The organism is Flavobacterium piscisymbiosum, from assembly GCF_020905295.1.
Lineage (GTDB): Bacteria > Bacteroidota > Bacteroidia > Flavobacteriales > Flavobacteriaceae > Flavobacterium > Flavobacterium piscisymbiosum.
Map to the genome: position 1 here is coordinate 3,410,674 of NZ_JAJJMM010000001.1, position 19,415 is coordinate 3,430,088.

A 19,415-nucleotide genomic window follows, 5' to 3' on the forward strand; every position below is an offset into this window, starting at 1 on the left:
CGTAATTATAATCGACAATATTGTAATCCCGAGGAACGAGGGATCTCTGCAAGAAACTAATGCAAAGAGTTTTTCCTAAATTGCCGGGCAGCTTACGGAGATCCCTCGTTCCTCGGGATTGACAAACTATACAGTGTGTAGTTTATTGAAATAAAGCTTGGAGAACTTTATATTGTATTGAAATATTTAAAAAAAAACTTAGTGAACTTTGCGTAAAATCTTAGCGCTCTTTGCGGTAAAAAAATTACTGCACAAAAAAAAGGCGTAATGAAAACATCATTACACCTTTTTATTTATTGTAGAAACTTAAAGTATTATTCCTGACCTAAATTACGCAATTGTTTCAGTTTGTCTTTCCAAAGTTCAAGGCTTTCTTTGTGAATAGCAATGTTTTTACGAACTTCAAGAACAATTGAATTCTCTTTTTTAGCATTTTTAGTATTGGCAAAAAACTGAATATTGTTTTCTAACTGGAAAATTTCATTTTGAACTTCTTCAATTTTACGCATCAGGAAGATCTTTTCATTATCTAATTTACGAGTATCGTTACTATCAGATAAAGAATCGATTCTGTTTGAAAAACGCATCATTTCAGTTTCTTTTTTACTCAGACTTAATTTTTCAAAAAGGGCATCCAGGATTTTATTGAATTTTCCTTCGATATGACGTCTTGAAAAAGGTACTTTTCCGTAGCCTTTCCAGATTTCGATATGTGCTTTAATAGCATCAAGATCAGTTTTGTGATCACCGGTAAGCTGGTAAGCTCTTAAAATGTCTAAGTATGCTTTTTTATTATCAAAAGCCGCTACCTCATCAACATTTTCTTCTGATTTGTGTTCTTTTAATTTATCGAAATAATGATTACAAGCATCTTTAAATTCTTTCCAGATTTTATCTGAATATTTTTTAGGAACGTGACCAATTTGTTTCCACTCTTCCTGAATTTGTTTCATAACAGGAGTAGTAGCACCAAAATCTGTACTTTCTTGTAGTTCTTTGGCTTTTGCAACAAGAGCCATTTTTTTGTTCAAATTGTCGTTTTGATCCTTTTTAATGTCTTTGTAAAATGAATTTTTAAAAGAATTAAAGTTTCTTACGGCAGTTTTAAAAGCAGCCCAGGTTTCTTCGTTTACATCTGAAGGTACTTTTCCGGCAGCAAAAAACTCATTTCTAAGCGCTTCTACTTTCTGAATTTGTACTAACCATTGTGAATGAGAGTTTACCTTTTCGGTTCCTAAAACTTCAATTTTTGCAATGATTTCTTTTTTAGTTTCAAGATTATTTTGCTCGTTTGCTCTTTGGCTTTCAAACAAAACTTCTCTTTTGTCATGGATTTTTTTAGTTAGTTCACTAAATTTATTCCAGATTGTATCACGGTGTTCTTTAGAAACAGGACCAATATCTTCTTTCCAGATTCTGTGTAAATCCTGTAATTCACGAAACGCTTTACTAATGTCGGTTTCGTTTGTTAATTCTTCAACACGTGCAATAATTTTTTGTTTTTGTTCCAGATTGTATTTAAAATCTAAATCCCTTGCTTCACGATCTAAGTGTAGGTAATCATAAAAATTCTCTACATGAAAGTGGTAATTATTCCAAACGTGATTGTATTTGTCTTTTGGTATTGCTCCGGCATTTTTCCATCTTTCTCTTAAATCATTAAAATGTTTAAGGGTATCTTTGATGTTTTCCTGCGGATTGATAAGCTCTTTTAGCTCTTCAACTATTGCAAGTCTCTCTTCTAAATTCGATTTTAGATTGGTTTGTAAATGCTTGAAATGTGCATTTCGTTTTTCTCTAAAAACATTATAATATTCGTCAAATTTCGATTTTAACGGAGAATGATATTCAAATTCCTCATTCGGGTCTTGTTTAGAAGCGTTAAATTCTTCTTTTTTCTCCTCTATAAGGTGGTTGTATTGTAATAAAAATGATTTTTTGATTTCTTCGATATGATCTTTTACAGACATTACTTTATCTGTAGAGATCAGTTTTTTAAGCTCGTCTACAAGCGCATCCATAGCAAAAGTATCATAATCCTGCATAGGAATATCATGACGCTCTTTTAGCGTTTCATCTTCACTTTCTTCAGCGTTTGAATTTGTTATGGCGTCTAATGCAGTCTGATGATTGGCTTCTGTTTCTTCGGCTGTATTTTCTACTTCAGTTTCAGAAGTTGAAATTTCAGCAGCTGTTTCAGGCTCCGATGTTTCAATTGCATTATCTTGCGTAGAATCGCTAATCCCGATTTCTAATTTTCCGTCTGCTTCCTGCAGGTTATCATTCTTTTCTTCTAACATTTTAAATGTATAAGGTTTTTATTTTAAACAGAGCGAAAGATACTAAAGGTGTTTCTAAATACAAAATAAATCGTTTGTTTATACGCTTTTTTAAGACGAAATTCCTATTTATTCAGGTATTTTAGGAATATGATATGGGTTTTTTACCTGATTTTTTTGAAGTAAATTTAAATTTCGGATTAATAGAATTTTTAGAAAAATCAAATTAAATTAATATTGTAAGCTTAATTTTTTAGTTTTCTTTCAAACTAAAACAAAATAAGCATTCCGATTTCGATACCATAATTGTAGGATTTATGGTTTCCAAAAGCAATACTGGGATGAATATAGGCCATATCATTTGAGGTTATTTTTCGTCCAAATTCTACGAAAGCATTATTAGGGAATTCTTTGTTTGTTGCGTTGTATCTGAACGCAACATCGGCCGCAATCCAGTTTTTCCCGAGGATGTACATAAAGTAATTTTCGAATGCTGTGGTATTAATATCATCTCGTTTGTCTGATCCGGCAAAACTCAGTTGATTCTCTAAAGAAGCAATCCAGAGTAATTTTTTTTCTTTTATATAAGAACCATAAAATATGGCAGGAGCAAAGACCCATTTTCCTGATCCCAAAGCCGGATCTGCTGCCGAGTTCGAAATGACTCTGGCTCTAAAAGCAACTCCCTTACTATGATTTAGATAAGGTATATAACTTATGCCGACACCAATATCACCAATTCTGGTTTTATTGATTGAGGAAGTATTGGTGGATATTAATGGAAGATCAACTCTTAAGTTCCATGCTTTATTGGCGATGGGATGTAAAAAACGAAGTTCGGTGGTATTATAAGAACCTGTCTTTGTATCTAAATATTCATTAAAAAGTAAAATCGTTTTTAGATAATAATGATAACGTGCCTCTGTGTAAGGATTTTTTTGAAGCTCTATAGTATCCTGAGCTTTTGTAGAAAAAGTGATTAAAAGGAATGATAAATAAAATAGTTGTAATTTATTCATAACTGCTTATAAATGAGTAGTCTAAATTACAAAAAAAAATACACTAGAGTTTAGTGTATTTTTTCTTTTTATTTATTCCAGATTTTCCAGGCTTTCTCTGCCTGAAAAATAAGCATGTCGTAACCATTTTTTATTACAGCACCTTTTTCTTTAGCATTTTTAAGGAACTGAGTTTCTGCCGGATTATAAATTAAATCGTAGGCAATATGCTTATCAGTAAAAAACTCATACGGAAGATCCGGGCAAGCTTCTGTATTTGGGCTTGTACCAACAGGCGTACAATTGATTATGATTTTGAAATTATCAAATGTAGTGGCGTTTATAAGGTTGTAATCTATGATGTTTTCTTTAGCTTCTCTCGATACAAAAGTATACGGAATACCAAGTTCATCCAGTGCAAATGCAACTCCTTTTGAAGCACCGCCTGTGCCCAGAATAAGTGCTTTTTTGTGGTGTGGCTCTAATAATGGTTCTAATGATTTTTTGAAACCATAATAATCCGTGTTGTAGCCTTTTAATTTTCCGTTTTTGGTAAATTTAATAGTGTTTACGGCACCAATCAGAGCTGCTTTTTTTGATAGTTTATCTAAGAAGGGTATAACTTGTTCCTTGTACGGAATCGTAACATTTAAACCTTTTAAATCGGGATTGTTTTTTACTAACTCAGTGAAATAATTAATTTCAGAGATGTCAAAGTTTTCGTAGCTGTTGCCGGCAAAAACTTCATCGCTAAATTTTTCTGTAAAATATCCTTTTGAAAATGAGTAACTAATATTACGGCCTAACAAGCCAAAACGTCTTCTTAAAATATCAATCATTATTGTTTTCTATGTTTTTCTATATAATTTTTAACTGTCTTTTTTGACCATACTACCGGAAATAAATCTTCGATTAGGATGTAATTATCAAAGTTTAAACGCAAGCCATTGCTTAAATGGAATTTTGCTTTGGTATTATCCTGAATCATAAAATACAATCCTGCCAAACGATATTCGATTTCGTTTTCTTCCGGAAAATATTCTGTAGCTTGTAATAAAGTCTGAATAGCGCTTTCGAATTCACCTAAAAACTGAAGAATATCAACCCAAAACAACCAGGTATCTAAGGCATAATCTCCAAATTCTACTGCTTTTCTATAACCAAACTCTGCTTCTTCAAAAAAGTTCATTTGTTTATTGATCGTCGCATAACGTTTCCAGTACAAACGATTTTGATTGTCGATTGCTAATGCTTTATTGACAAAAAATAAGGCTTTTTGAAAGTTTTTCTGGCGAACATAAAAATCAGTAATGGCAATCCATCCTTTGTCTAAAAGCGGATCTTCATGTACAGTTTGATTGTAATATTGAAGTGCTTTTACTGCATTACCAAGTTTTTCGTAGCATTTACCGATACGCAATAGAGCATAAGAAGTAGCATCGTCTAACTCGATGGTTCTGTTATAGCTTTCAATAGCTTCAGCGTATTTTTTAAGACGCTCATAGGCTTTTGCTTTTTCCATGAAAGCACCTAAAAACTCATCGTCGATTAGGGTTGCATAGTCAAAAGCGCGAATGGCGTTTTCATATTCTTTTACGCCATAATGCAAACGACCAAGCTGGTGCCAGGCGATTTCGCTATATGGGTTTTTATTGATGTACTCGTTTAAGTAAACAATGGCTTCCTGGTTTTGATCTAAAAATTCAAAACAATATACCACGTTATACAAGGCCGACTGATCTTCTAAATCTTCTTCAAGACATTTGATAAAACTGTCTTTTGCCATCTCGAGGTTATCCATAAAAAGATATTCCATTCCAATCAAGTTGTACACGTCAGCGTAGTCATCAGTATATTGCAGGGCAATTTTAAGTAGCTCTACCGCTTTTTCGTGTTGATCTCTCTTAGAACAGATATTGGCTTTCTGGATGTAAATTTCCTCGTTATTAGGTTCGATTGCATATAGCTCATTTAAGAGCTTCTCGGCGATCTCTAGTTTGTCGTCGTAAACCAACATTTCTACTTGTACTAATTTTAAGCCCGTAGATTTTGGGTGTTGATCTAATGCAAGTTTCAAGGCCTTCTTTGCTAAATTAGCCTTACCTATGTCTAAATAATGAAGAATAATTTCTTCGAATTCTTCAGAATCAAAAAAGAGTACTTTGTTAGTTTTTAACATCGACTCAAATTTGGATAGGGATAGGTTATAATCTTCTTCTTCGTTGCTTAATTGCATACTGTCTTTATTTGAAATTAGCCTGTTATAAATTTAGGCAACCATATTATTGTTGTGAGGAATGGGAATTAATTGTTGTGAACAATTTAATTAACAATATGGACAGAATTTCTATTCTGTTTTAAGTTATAATCTTTTGATCTGTAAAAGATTAAATTTGATTTGTATTCTATTTTTGTTTTAACCGTGAATCCTAGCCCTGATAGCAGCGGTATCCTTTTATTTTTTTTCTTTAGAAAAAATAAAAGATATAGCGGATAGCAGGAAATAGCTCCTAATTAAACTGCTTGTTCTTTTTTCATGATTTCATCCATAACGTTTAAGATTATGGCACAACCTTCTTTTATTTCTTCATCAGAAATGGTTAACGGTGGTGTTATTCGTATTGCGCATCCTTCAAACAGCAACCAGAATAAAATAAGCCCTTTGTCCTGACAGTTTAAAATAACTTCGTTTGTTATTTCGGCAGTTTCGGTCATTGCGGCAAGCATTAATCCTTTTCCTCTAACTTCCTTTATCAAAGGATGTACCAAAAGCGATCTAAAGAGTTTTTCTTTATTTAAGGCGTCTTGCATTAAATTTGTTTCAGTTAATTCCTGCAAAGTAGCTAAACAGGCTGACGCAATGACAGGATGACCTCCAAAAGTGGTGATATGGCCTAGTTTAGGGTTTTCGGTTAAGAGATCCATTTTTTCTGCCGAGGCTGTAAAAGCACCTACGGGCATTCCGCCACCCATTCCTTTTCCCATAACGACAATATCGGGAACGACATCATAGTTCTGAAAACCAAATAGTTTACCAGTTCTTCCAAATCCGGGCTGAATTTCATCAACAATCATCATGGCTCCAACTTCATCACAGCGTTTACGCACTTTTTGCAGATAATTATTTTCGGGCTGAATAAATCCGGCTCCTCCCTGAATGGTTTCTAAAAGTATAGCGGCTGTTCTGGTGGTTATTTTTTGTAAATCTTCTTCGTTATTGAAGGTGATAAAATCAACATCCGGAAGCAAAGGTCGAAAGGCTTGTTTGCGTTCCTCGAATCCCATAACGCTCATAGAACCCATCGTGTTACCATGATACGCGTTATGACAAGAAATCAATTGACTGCGTCCTGTTGTTCTTTTTGCTAATTTAAGTGCGCCTTCGATAGCTTCTGTACCTGAATTGACTAAATAGGTTTTGTTTAGAGATTCGGGCAGGAGTGAAGCCAGTAATTTGCAATATTGAACGGCAGGACTTTGCGAATATTCGCCATAAACCATGACGTGCGAATATTTGTCCAGCTGATCTTTGATCGCCTGATTGACTCTAGGATGTTGATGCCCAAGTGTACAAGCCGAAACTCCAGCAACAAAATCTAAATATTTTTTATCGTTTGTGTCGTAAATATAGGAACCAACGGCGTGAGAAACTTCCATTCCTAGTGGGTAAGGGGAAGTTTGTGCCTGGTATTTTATAAAATCTGGATTCACTGTTATTTGTTTAAAAAGTTTCAGGTTTCAGGTTTCAAGTTGACTGAAAACTGTGAATGAATTTAACCGCAAAGATCGCAAAGTTTACTAAGATTTAGCTCAAGATTATATTATTAAAATGCAAAGTTCGCAAAGCTTTGTAAACTAAAAACTGCGACCGAAAACTACTTCTTGGTCTTGGTAGCAGCTTTCGTCGTGCTTGTTTTAGCAGCAGGTTTCTTCTTGTCGTAATCAAGGGTTTCTTTCCTGACTTTCATCGGGGTGGTTTTGTCCTTGGCTTCCTGGTCTTTTCCTTCCTGGACGAGTTTGTCGTTGAGTTCGTTGTCTTCCGCGGTAAAAATATCATCTTTCGATTTTATTCGTTCGTCTCCACGCCATTTTAAGCCTTTTAGTTTACGTGCATTTTCGGGTAAATCGGCTTCGGGATAAACATCGCCGTCTACTTTATTGAAGAATGTAATGGTTTCGATATCATTATTTTCTAAAATAAGATTGATTTTACTACTCACATTTTTATTGATACCAATGAGTTCATTAGCATCATTCCGCATGTAATAGACGACCTCGGTGTTTTTAATCACATCGACGTCATGTAATTTTCCTTCTTTGAATTTTCCGAATAAATTGAGGCCCTTGACCTGATTATAACCCGTGCCGAGGGTGTCCCGCGAGACTATAAAAGTGTTATTGAGGACTTTTAAGGAATCTAGTTTCTTGGTTGTATTATCGCCAATTAAATGCATTATATCTCCCGTAATCTGACTTTCTCCGTTCCAGAGAATTGGATTTCCAATTAATTTTGTCAATGCAGACTTAGAGTCTGAATGGATAGAATCACATTTTCCGCTCATATCTATTTTATAGAAACGAACATTTTTAAAGGCTCTTAAAATTCTTTCGCCTTCTTTGCCGGTCACCATTAATTTTTGTCCGTGAATATAAACCGAATCTTTTTCGACAAGATTTATGGCTACGGCTCTTTTAGTTACATACATCGAATCTTTTAGTTTGTAAATCTCTGCATAATGTCCTTTTACGATTCCTTTATTGATAGAGTCAGTAATTTTTACATTTCGGGTTGCCGAGGCAAATTCAATATTTCGATTATAATACAAACTATCGCCTTCTATAAGTCGGTCATCATATTTTATGTACGATTTCCTTAAAAAATGCGCGAGGTTTTTCTTGGTGTCATAAAAACCTTTTTCGGTATAAATGTAGTTTGTTTTACTTGTAATAGTCGAAGGGCCAAATAAATACGTATGCCCTGAATTACTGTAATAATCTAAGTGATTCGACTTTATGACATATTTAGGATTTGTAATCGTAACTTCTGTAAGGAATTGAAATTTTTTCTCAGCCACAAAATATCTTCCTGATTTACTTACCAGAGTATTGTCTTTGTTTACAATTGTACCTTTAGTATTGTAAAAAACCTGCTGGATATTTCGATCAAAATTAATAGTATCTGTTTGCAAGGTAGCATCCGGTGAACTCATAACAGCATCTCCGGTGGCGAAAGCTTTCTTTGAATTTCCGCTATATTCTGCATATTTACTGTTCAGGAATAAAGTATCACCTTGTACTAATTGTACATTTCCAAATGCTTTAAGGTAGTTTTCTTTCTTAAAAACGTAGGCTTTATTGCAGGTTAATACGATCCCGTCATGATTTACTTTTACATTTCCAGTCAATAGAACTCCGTCAGGAACTAAGTCTTCATTGACTTCTACCAAATCTGCATTTTCAATATTAATTGTTTTTGGCTTTGGTGCCTGAGCAAAAATGGATTGAACGCTTAATAATAGCAAACAATAGGATATGAAAAATAGTGATTTCTTCAATTGATTAAATTTTTGTCAAATTTATGAAAAAGGTTACAACCTTATAATGTTATTAGGATTAATTTAAATGTTTCTTTTTAGGGACAAAGTTTTTTTTATTGGGTTCAAAGGTACAAAGGTTTGTTAGCGTTTTTTGTAAATGAATTTTATTCGCAATGTATATCGTAGAGACGCACAGCAGTGCGTCTAACATAAAGAAAGAGATGTGGGTTTAAATGGTTTTTAATTTTTATGTCATTTTAACAGCATTTGTCCCTATGTCTCAAAGCTCAATGTCATTAATTTATGCTTAAAAAAAGATAAAATCCGTTTTTATCTGCGTCTTTACGAAGTAAATCTGTTTTATCCGCGTCAAAATTAGGCGCTGATTTTACTGATTCGCTAAAGCGAAAACGCTGATAAAACGGATTTTTCTAATTACTTTTTTGATTAAACTGTTAAGTAATTTTATAGATTTACCCTTAACTTATTGACATTGCTTGAAGCTTCGGGATCGTATCTGTGAACCTTTTTTTTAAGTTACCAACAAAAAGTGTAACTATTTCGTTATAGTTAGCTTTTTATATACTGTATTAATGTAATATGATTTTTGTTTCATTTGAATTTTAAAAATTAGTTTAAATTTAGAAAATAGTTTTCGGATTTTTAGTCAGGAAACCATTAGTTTATAAAAAACGAATATGATAAATAAAAAAGTTTTTGTTGCAGGATTGGCTGCAACCATGCTGTTTTCTGCATGTAAAACCAAAGATTTAAAAATGAATATAATAAAAGAAGAAGTTCCTACTGACAGGAAAGTTGTAGTTTATCAGGTTTTTACACGTTTGTTTGGAAATAAAAACACAACCAATAAATCCTGGGGAACGATTGAAGAAAATGGCGTTGGAAAATTTAATGATTTTACAGATAAAGCACTTCATGAAATAAAAGATTTAGGGGTTACTTATGTTTGGTATACCGGAGTTCCGCATCATGCTTTGGTGAGGGATTATAAGGCTTACGGAATTTCTGATGATGATCCCGAAGTGGTAAAAGGCCGGGCAGGATCTCCTTATGCTGTAAAAGATTATTATAATGTAAATCCTGATTTGGCGGTAAACCCTGCGAACAGATTGCAGGAATTCGAAGATTTGATTGGTCGTACGCACAAAGCAGGTTTGAAAGTTATTATTGATATTGTGCCGAATCATATTGCGAGAAAATATGAAGGGAAAAATAATCCTGAAGGTGTTAAGGATTTTGGTGCTGATGATAATGTAAATGTTGAATACAGCAGAAACAACAATTTTTATTACATCCCAAATCAACATTTTGAAATTCCGGATAATGATGTTCCGTTAAATGGAGAAAAGAATGCGCTTGTTGATGGTGTATTTGATGAAAATCCTGCAAAATGGACCGGAAATGGCTCACGTAAAGTAAAACCGGATCAAAATGACTGGTACGAAACGGTAAAAGTAAATTACGGAATTCGTCCTGATGGTTCTAAAGATTTTCCTGAACTTCCCGCCGGATTTGATCAAAAATCATATCAGGAGCATTTTGCTTTCTGGCAGGATAAAGATGTGCCGGATTCCTGGAAAAAGTTTAAATCGATCGCTTTGTACTGGACAGCAAAAGGTGTTGATGGTTTTCGTTATGACATGGCCGAAATGGTTCCGTATGAGTTTTGGAGTTATATGAACTCGGCTATCAAAATGAAAAATCCGAATGCTTTTTTATTGGCAGAAGTGTATAACCCAAATGAATACCGCAATTATATTCGTTTAGGAAAAATGGATTATTTATATGATAAAGTTGAAACGTATGATAAACTGAAAGATGTTATTCGCGGAAAATCTTCACCTGACGGATTATCGGATATTCAGAAAGGAATGACAGATATCGAACACAATATGCTTCATTTCTTAGACAATCATGACGAACAACGCTTAGCAAGTTCTGAATTTGCAGGAACTCCGGAACGCGGAAAACCCTTAATGGTGGTTTCTACAACGATTAGCACTTCGCCAACAATGGTTTATTTTGGGCAGGAAGTAGGAGAAGCCGGAAATGAAGATGCTGGTTTCGGAAAACCTACAAGAACTTCAATCTTTGATTATATCGGAGTTCCTAATCATCAGCGCTGGATGAATGACGGAAAATTTGATGGCGGACAACTTTCTGAATCAGAAAAAAACCTTCGTGATTTTTATAAACGATTGCTGAATTTCTCTATTAAAAGCCCTGCTTTAATGGGCAATTTTCAGGAAATTCAATCTGTAAATCGTCACAATAATTCTGGTTATGACGAATTAATTTACTCGTATGTTCGTTGGTCTGAAAATCAAAAATTGATTGTTGTGGCGAATTTCTCTTCAGAAAAAACAAGTGAGTTTGAATTGAAAATTCCTGCTGATGTTATTTCTAAATGGAATTTGAAAGATGGTTCCTATATACTTTTAGATCAATTGTATTTGCAAAGTAAAACGTATTTTACGGTAAAGAATGGAGAAGGAATTGCAAGAATAAAAATTGCGCCTTCGGAATCGTTTATTTATGAAGTGAAATAGATTCTTTTGTAATAGAATAATAAAGAATTGTAAAAAAAAACAGGTTTGGAAATCTAATTTCTAAACCTGTTTTTTTTATGAAGATGATTTTATCTTCCAAAATCATCTTGTACCCTAACAATATCATCTTCATCAGAAGGATTTTCCGGATTGGTATGTTGCCAAATTTCAGCGACAATTCCCCAAGTTTCTAAGCCAATTAAACGATGACGTTCTCCTTTTTCTAATTTAATAAAAGATCCGGGAGCCAATTCCTGAATTTCTCCTTCTTCATCTGTTGCACTAGTTTTAACTCCTACAACACCAGCGAGAACTTTCCAGATTTCGGCTCTTCGAAAATGATATTGCCAGGATAAACGTTTGTGAGGTGCAACAATTAGAATTTTCGGACTCAATTTATTTGTAATCTGAATGTCTGTCATTTTAAGATGCGGAAAGAATTTTGAAGCAAAAACCTCAGCCTGCGATTCGTCAAGTACAAAAAATCCTCCCCAAGGCCTTGTTTGATCCTGACTGATAATGGTGAAGTTTTCTTTTTTTAATTCTGCTTCAATTTGTTCAAAAACAGACTTTTTTTCGGTATTTATGGATAAATTCAAATTCATTTCAGTAATGTTTTAGTTTTTGTAAATAATAAAGCTATCTGTTTTTAGGGTTTTATTTCCCATCAATATTGTAGCATTTTTGGGTAGTTGCATTTCCCTTTTTAAACCAAAGTTAATGATAACTGAGATTGTATTTCCCTCAAAAGATCTTGTAAATGATATTTGATCGTCCTGACATTCAAGGTTATCGTAATCTCCGTATTGCAAAACTTTTTCTTTGTTTCTTAAAGATATGAGTTTTTTATAAGTATTAAGAATCGAATTTTTTTGAGTTTCTAAAACGGCAACATTTACTTTTTTATAATCAGAATTAATTTTAATCCAGGTTTTTTCTTTAGAAAATCCGGCAAAAGCATCTGAATTCCATTGCATTGGGCTGCGAGATTTATCGCGATTGTGATCGTTTCCTTCAAGAAGTGCTTCACTATCAGTTTTACCTTTTTCAAGTGTAAGTTTATAATGAGTTTTTCCCTGTATGTCGACCATTTCATTTATGTTTTGCGCGATGATATTATGCATGCCAATCTCTTCGCCATAATACACAAACGGAACTCCTTTCGCAGTAAGAATTAAAGCAGTAAGCGCTGTTGCTCTTTCAGGATTTCCATCAGCCAATCGGTCGATCATTCTGGGCATGTCGTGACTTCCAAAAAATAAAGTGGGATAATTGCTCATGTTTTTTTCCATGCTTTGCAATTCATCAAAAATACGCTGAGTCGAAAACTTTTTTATACTTCCAAAATTGAAATTAAAAACAACATCTAATAAATCCTGCGATTGATATTGTTTGAGAACTTCGATTTTGTCACTTCCAATTTCGCCCACAATAAAACGATTGTCATATTCGCTTACGGTCGATTTTATAATGCGCATGGCATTTTTTACACCTTCCTGATCAATATCGTTTATATGATCTTGTTGTCCGTTTTTTATTAGGTTATTCTTTGTGATTCCGTTTGTAGTTAGAAAATTAATTACATCCAGTCTAAAACCATCTACGCCGGCATCAAGCCAAAAACGCAGCACATTTTGAATCTCTGCAACGACTTTTGGATTCGACCAGTTAAGATCGGCCATTCTTTTATCAAACTTATGATAGTAATATTGATTCGTTAAAGTGTCTTTCTCCCAGGCTGTTCCTCCAAAAAAAGATTCCCAATTGTTGGGCGCATCTTTCCAGATATAATAATCACGATACGGATTGTCTTTCGATTTTCTGGATTCCTGAAACCATTTACTATCAGTAGATGTATGATTAAAAACCATGTCTATAATTACTTTTATTCCTCTTAGATGCGCTTCATTCAAAAAAAGATCAAAATCCGCTTTGTTGCCATACGTGGGATCTACTTCGTAATAATTGGCAATATCATAACCGTTATCTACTTTTGGCGAAGTAAGAAAAGGGGTAAGCCAGATGCCTTTTATCCCTAATTCTTTCAGGTAATCTAACTTTTGAGTCATTCCTTTAAAATCGCCATATCCGTCGCCATTGCTATCAGCATAACTTGGCATATAGATTTGGTAAAAAACAGATTCTTTCCACCATTTTTGGTCGATTGCTGTTTTTTGAGCATTGGTTGTGTTTAGTATAAGAAGAAAGAAAAATATACAATGTAATATATTAGGCTTCATAACATTCTTTTCGATTTAAGTTATTTTACTTAGAAATGACATTGTTTATTCGCACAAAGAGGCAGAGCAGCAAAGAAAATAGCTTGAAAAACTTGACTTAGCGGCTCTGCGTTTTTGCGCGAGAATTAACTATAAACTATTTTTTCTCTTGCGATTTATAATCTACCACAACACTGTCAATAAGCATTTTTTCTCCTTCATGAGTTATTTTTCCTCCAGCAGGCACACAAACAATTACAGCTGAATTTAAGGCACCAATATTTATTTTAGCAGATGAAGTAACATTTCTAGCTACAAAACTTCCTGAAACTGTATTGTATAAATCTACTTTTTTACCTTTTTCCGTTTTTATAGTAATGGTTTTATTGGTGGTATAGGGATTATAATATAAGTAAGATGGATAAGCTTTATCGCTAAAAAAGTCTGTTGCTAATAAATCTAATTGCAATATTCCGGTAACATTCGTCGCACGGATTATACCACCAAAGATACCTACATGTCCGCTGCCATAAACACTAAACTGAGATTCTTTAGGATTTTCTCCAAGAACCCAAAGCGGACCGTCGCCTTGTGCTACAGGGCCTTTTATATTTTCATATTCCTTATAACTGGATTGTTTAATAATACCTTCATAACCAATTACGCCTTTGGTAATCTCAGCAAGTTCAGGAATTGTTTGGTGTTCTTTTGGCATATATTGCGGGTAGAAAAGGCGAGAAGCATTCGCTGCATTCAGCATCCATTTTCCTATTGCGGTTGCATAAGACTGATCGTAGCGAACCAGTGGCACTAATGGCCAGGCGGCATCATACGTATTCATCAGGAAGCCGTAACCACCGTGATCTACCGTGCTGCCAAAAGTTCCTGATATGTCAAAACCGTTCCAGTTACCCACTAATGCGCCCCAACCTTCGCGACAAATCGGAGTTCCGTCAAATGTCCAGTCAAGCATTTTATCAGTTTTGTATTTTGTATTTTCTTCGGCATTAATTCTGGCAGCGAGATAAGCACCAAAAGGCATTAAGACTTCATAAGTTGGATTTTTTGATTGCGATTCTAATGCTGCTAATGCACTTTTTGCTCCTTTTAAATATTTAGCATCACCAAATTTTTTATAAGCCATATACAAAACCCACGCATGTCCCGCCGCTGCATCTGGTTGTGTACAGATATGATTGGTCATTGACGTCATTTTATTGTAATCAAAATAAGAATAATCATAATTGCCATTCAAAATTACATCGGCTTCATAAAATTTATCTGCAATAGTTCTGGCGATCTCAGTAAAGCCAGGTTCGTTAGGATATTTGTCATAAACGGCAAAGAACAAAAGATTAGGATAAACATCGTACCACCAATCACGGCCATAACCACCGCCTAATAAAGCAACTTCAGGACAGGTATTATTCATCATAATATTCCAATTGGTTTCTTTATTGAAATAGTTTTTAAGCATGCCAACATAATTAAGATTAGGCTGGTTTTTATCTATACCTACCAATGTAGCTCCCAAAGTAGCTCCCATTGTTGCGAGTGCTTCATGAAACATTCCGTTGTTATGATCCGGACCTTGTCGTACATCGGCTACAGCCGTATACAATCCGACTACTTTTTGAGGGAAGTTTTTCTGGCTTTCATCCATCCAGACCATTGGCCAATATTTGCCTTTAGCATTAAAATCATAAACTGTTTTATCAAAATCTAAGGCCAGTTTTTTATAATCAATGATTTTTAAAGGTTGCGGAAGATTGGGCATTTGATCAACACGAGAAATATTTTGTTGTTTTACTTGTGCTGTTGCATTTAAACTAAATACTAACAGGAACGAAGTTGTAATTTTTATGAATGTATTCATGTTATTAATTTTTTATTTTTAAAGTAATTTTGCTGCCACCTCATCCAGAACTTTTGGTTTTATATCTTCTTCCGGTGAAAGTTCAATTCCTTGTTTGATAATTTTTTTGCTGATAAAAATGGAACATAGCTGTAATAATGCAATGATTCCGATGGCATATCTTAAGGCAAAATCTTCAGAAACTGCATAGTATAAAACAAGAAAAGTTCCCGCGCCTAAAAGTCTTCCAGCATACAAGCCTGCTTCATGATTTAAGATATAAGTAAACTCGCCTCTTTTTTCGATTCGTGATACGATATCAATTACTTTAAGCTGAATAGGGAAGTAGGCCAAATCCATTAAAGGTTTTGCGATAAGCAATAACAATAAAAAGATGATGACTCCTGTTTTGTCGAATAATATTCCGTTGATGCAGGCACCTAAAGCAAATAAAATTAATCCAACCGAAAAGGTTTTGATTCGATCTGACGGTTTAGAAAAACGTCCGATAAAATAAATGATGATCGCCGCCAAAATTGCTCCAATAGATTGTGCTTGTCCTAACGCGCCTTCTTCTCCTAATATTTTAAAAATAAGCATGGCAGGAGCTGTTACCAAAAAGCCTTGTGCTAAACCTTTGAACGTTGCAAGCGATAATAGTTTGTACCAAAGAGGATGAAATTTGAAAAAGATATATTTTTTTTGTGTTGGATTTTCAAATTTACCTCTGTAACAAACTATTGAAGCCACAATTGTAATAAGAAAAACAATTCCGGTAATTATGACATAAGCCTGATGTTTTTGATCTTCACCAGTTTTAGATTGAATAAACCAACCAATTGTAGCCGGTATTGCAATGGCAATAATAGTATAAATAAAGGTCTCCAATCCGTAATAATAATTACGGTTTTCGTCGTTTGTAATGGCCAAAGCAAGATAATCGCGATTAGACCAATACAAACCAAAAGAAAATCCCATTGTTATTCCCGCTACCGCAATCCCCGTTAAATCCAGTGTTTTTAGCGACATCATAATAATCATAGAAACACCGCTAAGCATCATTCCGATTGAATATAATTTTCGAATATTAAAGTGTTTCAACAAGAAACCATTCAATAAAAAGGTAAGCGGAATCCCGGTATAAATGGCCAACTGGTAAATAACAACCTTAGAGGTGTCATTCGAATTTCGCATGATATAAGCAGCAACAAAAATGTCGATTACAGGTAATACCAGTGCATAAACCAGGTTGGTAAAAATCAGGATACGAAAATTGTGAGTTTGGCTTTTAAAATGGTCAATTTCTGATATAATTTTTTTAAACATTAGTTAGTTTTTAAAAGTAAAAGAATCTCTTTGATCGAAAATTGAGCACCACAAACAAATTCATCCGAAGCTCCGTAATAAATGGTAAGTGTATCTCCGTCCGGTTCTACAATATGGCCGTTGGTGAATACTACGTTTCCAAAAAATCCGCTTAATTCATATTCTGTTGTAGGAACCATTATCGGTTCTTCGGTTCTTGCAATTACTTTCGAAGGATCTTTTAAATCCATTAAAAATGCACCTAAACAATACTGATGATTTTCATTGGCTCCATGATAAATTTCCAGCCAGCCTTTATCTGTTTTTATAGGAGCTGCTCCGGCGCCAACTCTTTTACTGTCCCAAAGCCCTTTTCTGGTTTTAATAATACAATGGTGGTTTCCCCAGTGAATACCGTCAGGAGACGAGGCAAGCCAGATGTAATTTCCACCAATATCTACACTACTTGGGCGATGTAAAGCATAAAACAATCCGTTTATTTTTTCTTCAAAAATGGCGCAATCCTTATTGTGAGCAGGTAATATCATACCATGTTTGGTAAAGTCTTTCCAATTTGTAGTAGTACGTAAACCAACACCAACACCATTATCTGATACAGAGGTAAAAGTTAAATAATACGTTCCTTCGATTAAAGCAACACGACAATCCTCTATTCCAAAAGTTTCCAACATACCTTCTCCAACCAGAGAAGGATAATTTTCAGGTTCATAAAAATGATGTCCGTCTTCGCTGCACAATAGGCGTAAGTGAGAAAGTGTTGTTAAGTAATCAACGCCTTTATAATTAATAACTCTGGCATCTGTCGCGATTAATTCCGGATCGTCTTTTGGAATTTCAATGATTTTAATAGCTCCAGTTTCTGTTAGTATAGGGAAAGAAATAATACTGTCCTTTTGCTTAGGTCTTTCGGCCACGCGAACCGCTAACCAGGTTTTATTTTCATATTGAAATACACCAGGATTTAGTAAACATGTAATTTCTAATCCTTCTCTGCTTGCAGGAATATCTGTAGGAGATAGTAATGGGTTATCTGTAAAACGTTTTGCTATATCTTTCATAATTTTAGATTCTGTTTTTATTATAGTTAAAGAGTAACCTAATTTTTATTAAAGTTAAGAAGGTTACTCTTTATAAATGTTTAGTAGCCAGGATTTTGTGTTAAAGTTCCTGCAGATGCATCAATTTCTGATTGAGGAATTGGATATAACATGTGTTTGTCCTGGAAATTTTTTCCACTTGCGGTCATTACTTGTTTGGCAATTCCCCATCTTTTTAAATCGGCCATTCTTTGATTTTCAAAACCAAGTTCGACTCTTCTTTCAGAAATCAACCAATTTTTAATAGTGGTTTTATCAGTAGATGCAGGTCTGTCTGCTAATGTTCCTGCTGGTACTGGAGTTCCGTCAACAGTAGGAGTAGTTCTCGCTCTTGTTCTTATTTTATTGATGTAAGTAATTGCAGTAGCATAATCTCCAGTTTCATTTAGAGCTTCTGCTTTCCAGAGTAATACATCTGCCATACGAATAAATACTTTGTTACTAGGAGATTGATCATTTCCTTTGTTATTGCCATTTGTAGTCCCCAATATTTTATTTACTCTTTGGTCAGCAACATTTACGGTATATGCTTTTCTTGGATCATTTGGTTCAAATGAATTTAAGAAATCTGTAGTAGGAGCAAAGAATCCCCAACCTACTAATGCGCAATATCCATTTCCTCTTGGAGGAACAACATTGCTTTGATGATCGAAAGCAAAAATAACCTCAGAATCTGTAAATTCTTTTTCAGTACTAAAATTATCAAAGTAGTTAGCATTTAAGCTATAAAATCCAAGTGATTCCAGTTCATTTACGTAGGTAATTACTTCTGTCCATTTTTCATTGTATAATGCTGCTTTTGCCTGAAGAGCAATTACAGCTCCTTTAGATACTCTCCACTTTTCAGTATCGGAAGTAATTTTTTGATTTGGAAGTAATTCTTTTGCTAAAGCTAAATCTTTATTGATTTGATTCCATACTTCAGCTTTAGGTGCTCTTACTGCCTGATCGAAAGCTTCCTGAAATGTTTTTACCGGAGTCAGGATTAAAGAAACATCTCCAAAATTAGTAACCAATGCAAAATAATAGAACGAACGTAAAAAATACGCTTCTCCCAGTAATTGTTTTTTTCTTGCCGTAGTAATTCCGGTAATGGCTTCAATTTCCGGATTTACGAGAAAATTAATGGCACTGTTAGTTCTTTTAATTCCTTCGTAATTGTATTTCCAAACACCATTAGCACCTCCGTTAGAAGAAGTAAAAGTATAATTATCAACTTCATCCATCCAGGGTTGATCAGAATTTGAATTCCATCCTTTTTGACCATCATCAGAAGCTATATCCTGCAGGATAATATCATTATTAGATACAAGTCCGCCTGTCCAGTCCCATGCTCCCATTATATTTAATGTGTTTGAAAACAATAAATAAGAGGAACTAACTGATTTTTCGACTGTATTAAGAGTTGGTGTATCGTTTATTTGTTCTTCTGTTACCAATCCTACTGGATCTATGGTTAATTCGTCAGTACAACTTGTGAATACTGCAAGTCCTATTAGGATCGTTGCTATTTTTGTATATTTCATAATCGTTT

The 19,415-nt window shown here is 34.3% G+C and carries 13 protein-coding genes; 1 reads left to right on the forward strand and 12 read right to left on the reverse strand.

What is annotated here, in order from left to right:
* Positions 1–314 precede the first annotated feature (314 nt).
* The 6 genes from LNP81_RS14900 to LNP81_RS14925 form a co-directional block, all read right to left on the reverse strand.
* Positions 315–2,300 (reverse strand): DUF349 domain-containing protein, encoded by a 1,986-nt coding sequence (locus tag LNP81_RS14900; protein ID WP_230037128.1) that lies wholly within the window; start codon positions 2,298–2,300, stop codon positions 315–317.
* Positions 2,301–2,548: 248 nt separating this feature from the next.
* A complete protein-coding gene (locus LNP81_RS14905) occupies positions 2,549–3,298 on the reverse strand; it encodes a lipid A phosphoethanolamine transferase (protein WP_230037131.1) in 750 nt (249 codons plus the stop codon).
* Between the two features lie 68 nt (positions 3,299–3,366).
* Positions 3,367–4,116: a shikimate dehydrogenase family protein gene (locus LNP81_RS14910; RefSeq protein WP_230037133.1), complete on the reverse strand. Its 750-nt coding sequence runs from the start codon at positions 4,114–4,116 to the stop codon at positions 3,367–3,369.
* Entirely contained in the window at positions 4,116–5,513 is a 1,398-nt protein-coding gene (locus LNP81_RS14915; RefSeq protein ID WP_065447960.1) for a tetratricopeptide repeat protein, read from the reverse strand. The genes LNP81_RS14910 and LNP81_RS14915 overlap by 1 nt, the downstream gene beginning before the upstream one ends.
* A 278-nt stretch (positions 5,514–5,791) precedes the next feature.
* The gene (locus tag LNP81_RS14920; RefSeq protein ID WP_230037135.1) at positions 5,792–6,988 is read right to left on the reverse strand and encodes an aspartate aminotransferase family protein; all 1,197 of its coding nucleotides are present in this window, start codon (positions 6,986–6,988) and stop codon (positions 5,792–5,794) included.
* 164 nt (positions 6,989–7,152) lie between these two features.
* Positions 7,153–8,832 carry an OstA-like protein gene (locus LNP81_RS14925; protein ID WP_428979518.1) on the reverse strand — a complete coding sequence of 560 codons (1,680 nt, stop codon included), beginning with the start codon at positions 8,830–8,832 and terminating at the stop codon, positions 7,153–7,155.
* A gap of 680 nt (positions 8,833–9,512) precedes the next feature.
* On the opposite strand from LNP81_RS14925, the gene LNP81_RS14930 reads away from it, so the two are divergent.
* The gene (locus tag LNP81_RS14930; protein WP_230037137.1) at positions 9,513–11,384 is read left to right on the forward strand and encodes an alpha-amylase family glycosyl hydrolase; all 1,872 of its coding nucleotides are present in this window, start codon (positions 9,513–9,515) and stop codon (positions 11,382–11,384) included.
* A gap of 89 nt (positions 11,385–11,473) precedes the next feature.
* Here LNP81_RS14930 and LNP81_RS14935 read toward each other — a convergent pair whose 3' ends face one another.
* From LNP81_RS14935 to LNP81_RS14960, 6 genes are all read right to left on the reverse strand, one after another.
* Positions 11,474–11,989, reverse strand: coding sequence for a cupin domain-containing protein (locus tag LNP81_RS14935; RefSeq protein ID WP_230037139.1), 516 nt, complete (start codon positions 11,987–11,989; stop codon positions 11,474–11,476).
* Between the two features lie 12 nt (positions 11,990–12,001).
* Positions 12,002–13,624, reverse strand: a complete 1,623-nt coding sequence (locus LNP81_RS14940; RefSeq protein WP_230037141.1) for an alpha-glucosidase — start codon at positions 13,622–13,624, stop codon at positions 12,002–12,004.
* A gap of 136 nt (positions 13,625–13,760) precedes the next feature.
* Entirely contained in the window at positions 13,761–15,479 is a 1,719-nt protein-coding gene (locus LNP81_RS14945; protein ID WP_230037143.1) for a glycoside hydrolase family protein, read from the reverse strand.
* Between the two features lie 18 nt (positions 15,480–15,497).
* On the reverse strand, positions 15,498–16,784 hold the full coding sequence (locus LNP81_RS14950) for an MFS transporter (RefSeq protein WP_230037145.1): 1,287 nt from the start codon (positions 16,782–16,784) through the stop codon (positions 15,498–15,500).
* The gene (locus tag LNP81_RS14955) at positions 16,784–17,842 is read right to left on the reverse strand and encodes a glycoside hydrolase family 130 protein (RefSeq protein WP_230037147.1); all 1,059 of its coding nucleotides are present in this window, start codon (positions 17,840–17,842) and stop codon (positions 16,784–16,786) included. Before LNP81_RS14955 ends, LNP81_RS14950 begins: the two co-directional genes overlap by 1 nt.
* An 80-nt stretch (positions 17,843–17,922) precedes the next feature.
* On the reverse strand, positions 17,923–19,407 hold the full coding sequence (locus tag LNP81_RS14960; protein WP_230037149.1) for a RagB/SusD family nutrient uptake outer membrane protein: 1,485 nt from the start codon (positions 19,405–19,407) through the stop codon (positions 17,923–17,925).
* Positions 19,408–19,415 lie beyond the last annotated feature (8 nt).

Excerpts from the sequence above, each read along its gene's own strand:
- LNP81_RS14900 (WP_230037128.1), bottom strand. The coding sequence starts at position 2,300 with ATGTTAGAAGAAAAGAATGATAACCTGCAGGAAGCAGACGGAAAATTA.
- LNP81_RS14905 (WP_230037131.1), bottom strand. The coding sequence starts at position 3,298 with ATGAATAAATTACAACTATTTTATTTATCATTCCTTTTAATCACTTTT.
- LNP81_RS14910 (WP_230037133.1), bottom strand. The coding sequence starts at position 4,116 with ATGATTGATATTTTAAGAAGACGTTTTGGCTTGTTAGGCCGTAATATT.
- LNP81_RS14915 (WP_065447960.1), bottom strand. The coding sequence starts at position 5,513 with ATGCAATTAAGCAACGAAGAAGAAGATTATAACCTATCCCTATCCAAA.
- LNP81_RS14930 (WP_230037137.1), top strand. The coding sequence starts at position 9,513 with ATGATAAATAAAAAAGTTTTTGTTGCAGGATTGGCTGCAACCATGCTG.
- LNP81_RS14935 (WP_230037139.1), bottom strand. The coding sequence starts at position 11,989 with ATGAATTTGAATTTATCCATAAATACCGAAAAAAAGTCTGTTTTTGAA.
- LNP81_RS14940 (WP_230037141.1), bottom strand. The coding sequence starts at position 13,624 with ATGAAGCCTAATATATTACATTGTATATTTTTCTTTCTTCTTATACTA.
- LNP81_RS14945 (WP_230037143.1), bottom strand. The coding sequence starts at position 15,479 with ATGAATACATTCATAAAAATTACAACTTCGTTCCTGTTAGTATTTAGT.
- LNP81_RS14950 (WP_230037145.1), bottom strand. The coding sequence starts at position 16,784 with ATGTTTAAAAAAATTATATCAGAAATTGACCATTTTAAAAGCCAAACT.
- LNP81_RS14955 (WP_230037147.1), bottom strand. The coding sequence starts at position 17,842 with ATGAAAGATATAGCAAAACGTTTTACAGATAACCCATTACTATCTCCT.
- LNP81_RS14960 (WP_230037149.1), bottom strand. The coding sequence starts at position 19,407 with ATGAAATATACAAAAATAGCAACGATCCTAATAGGACTTGCAGTATTC.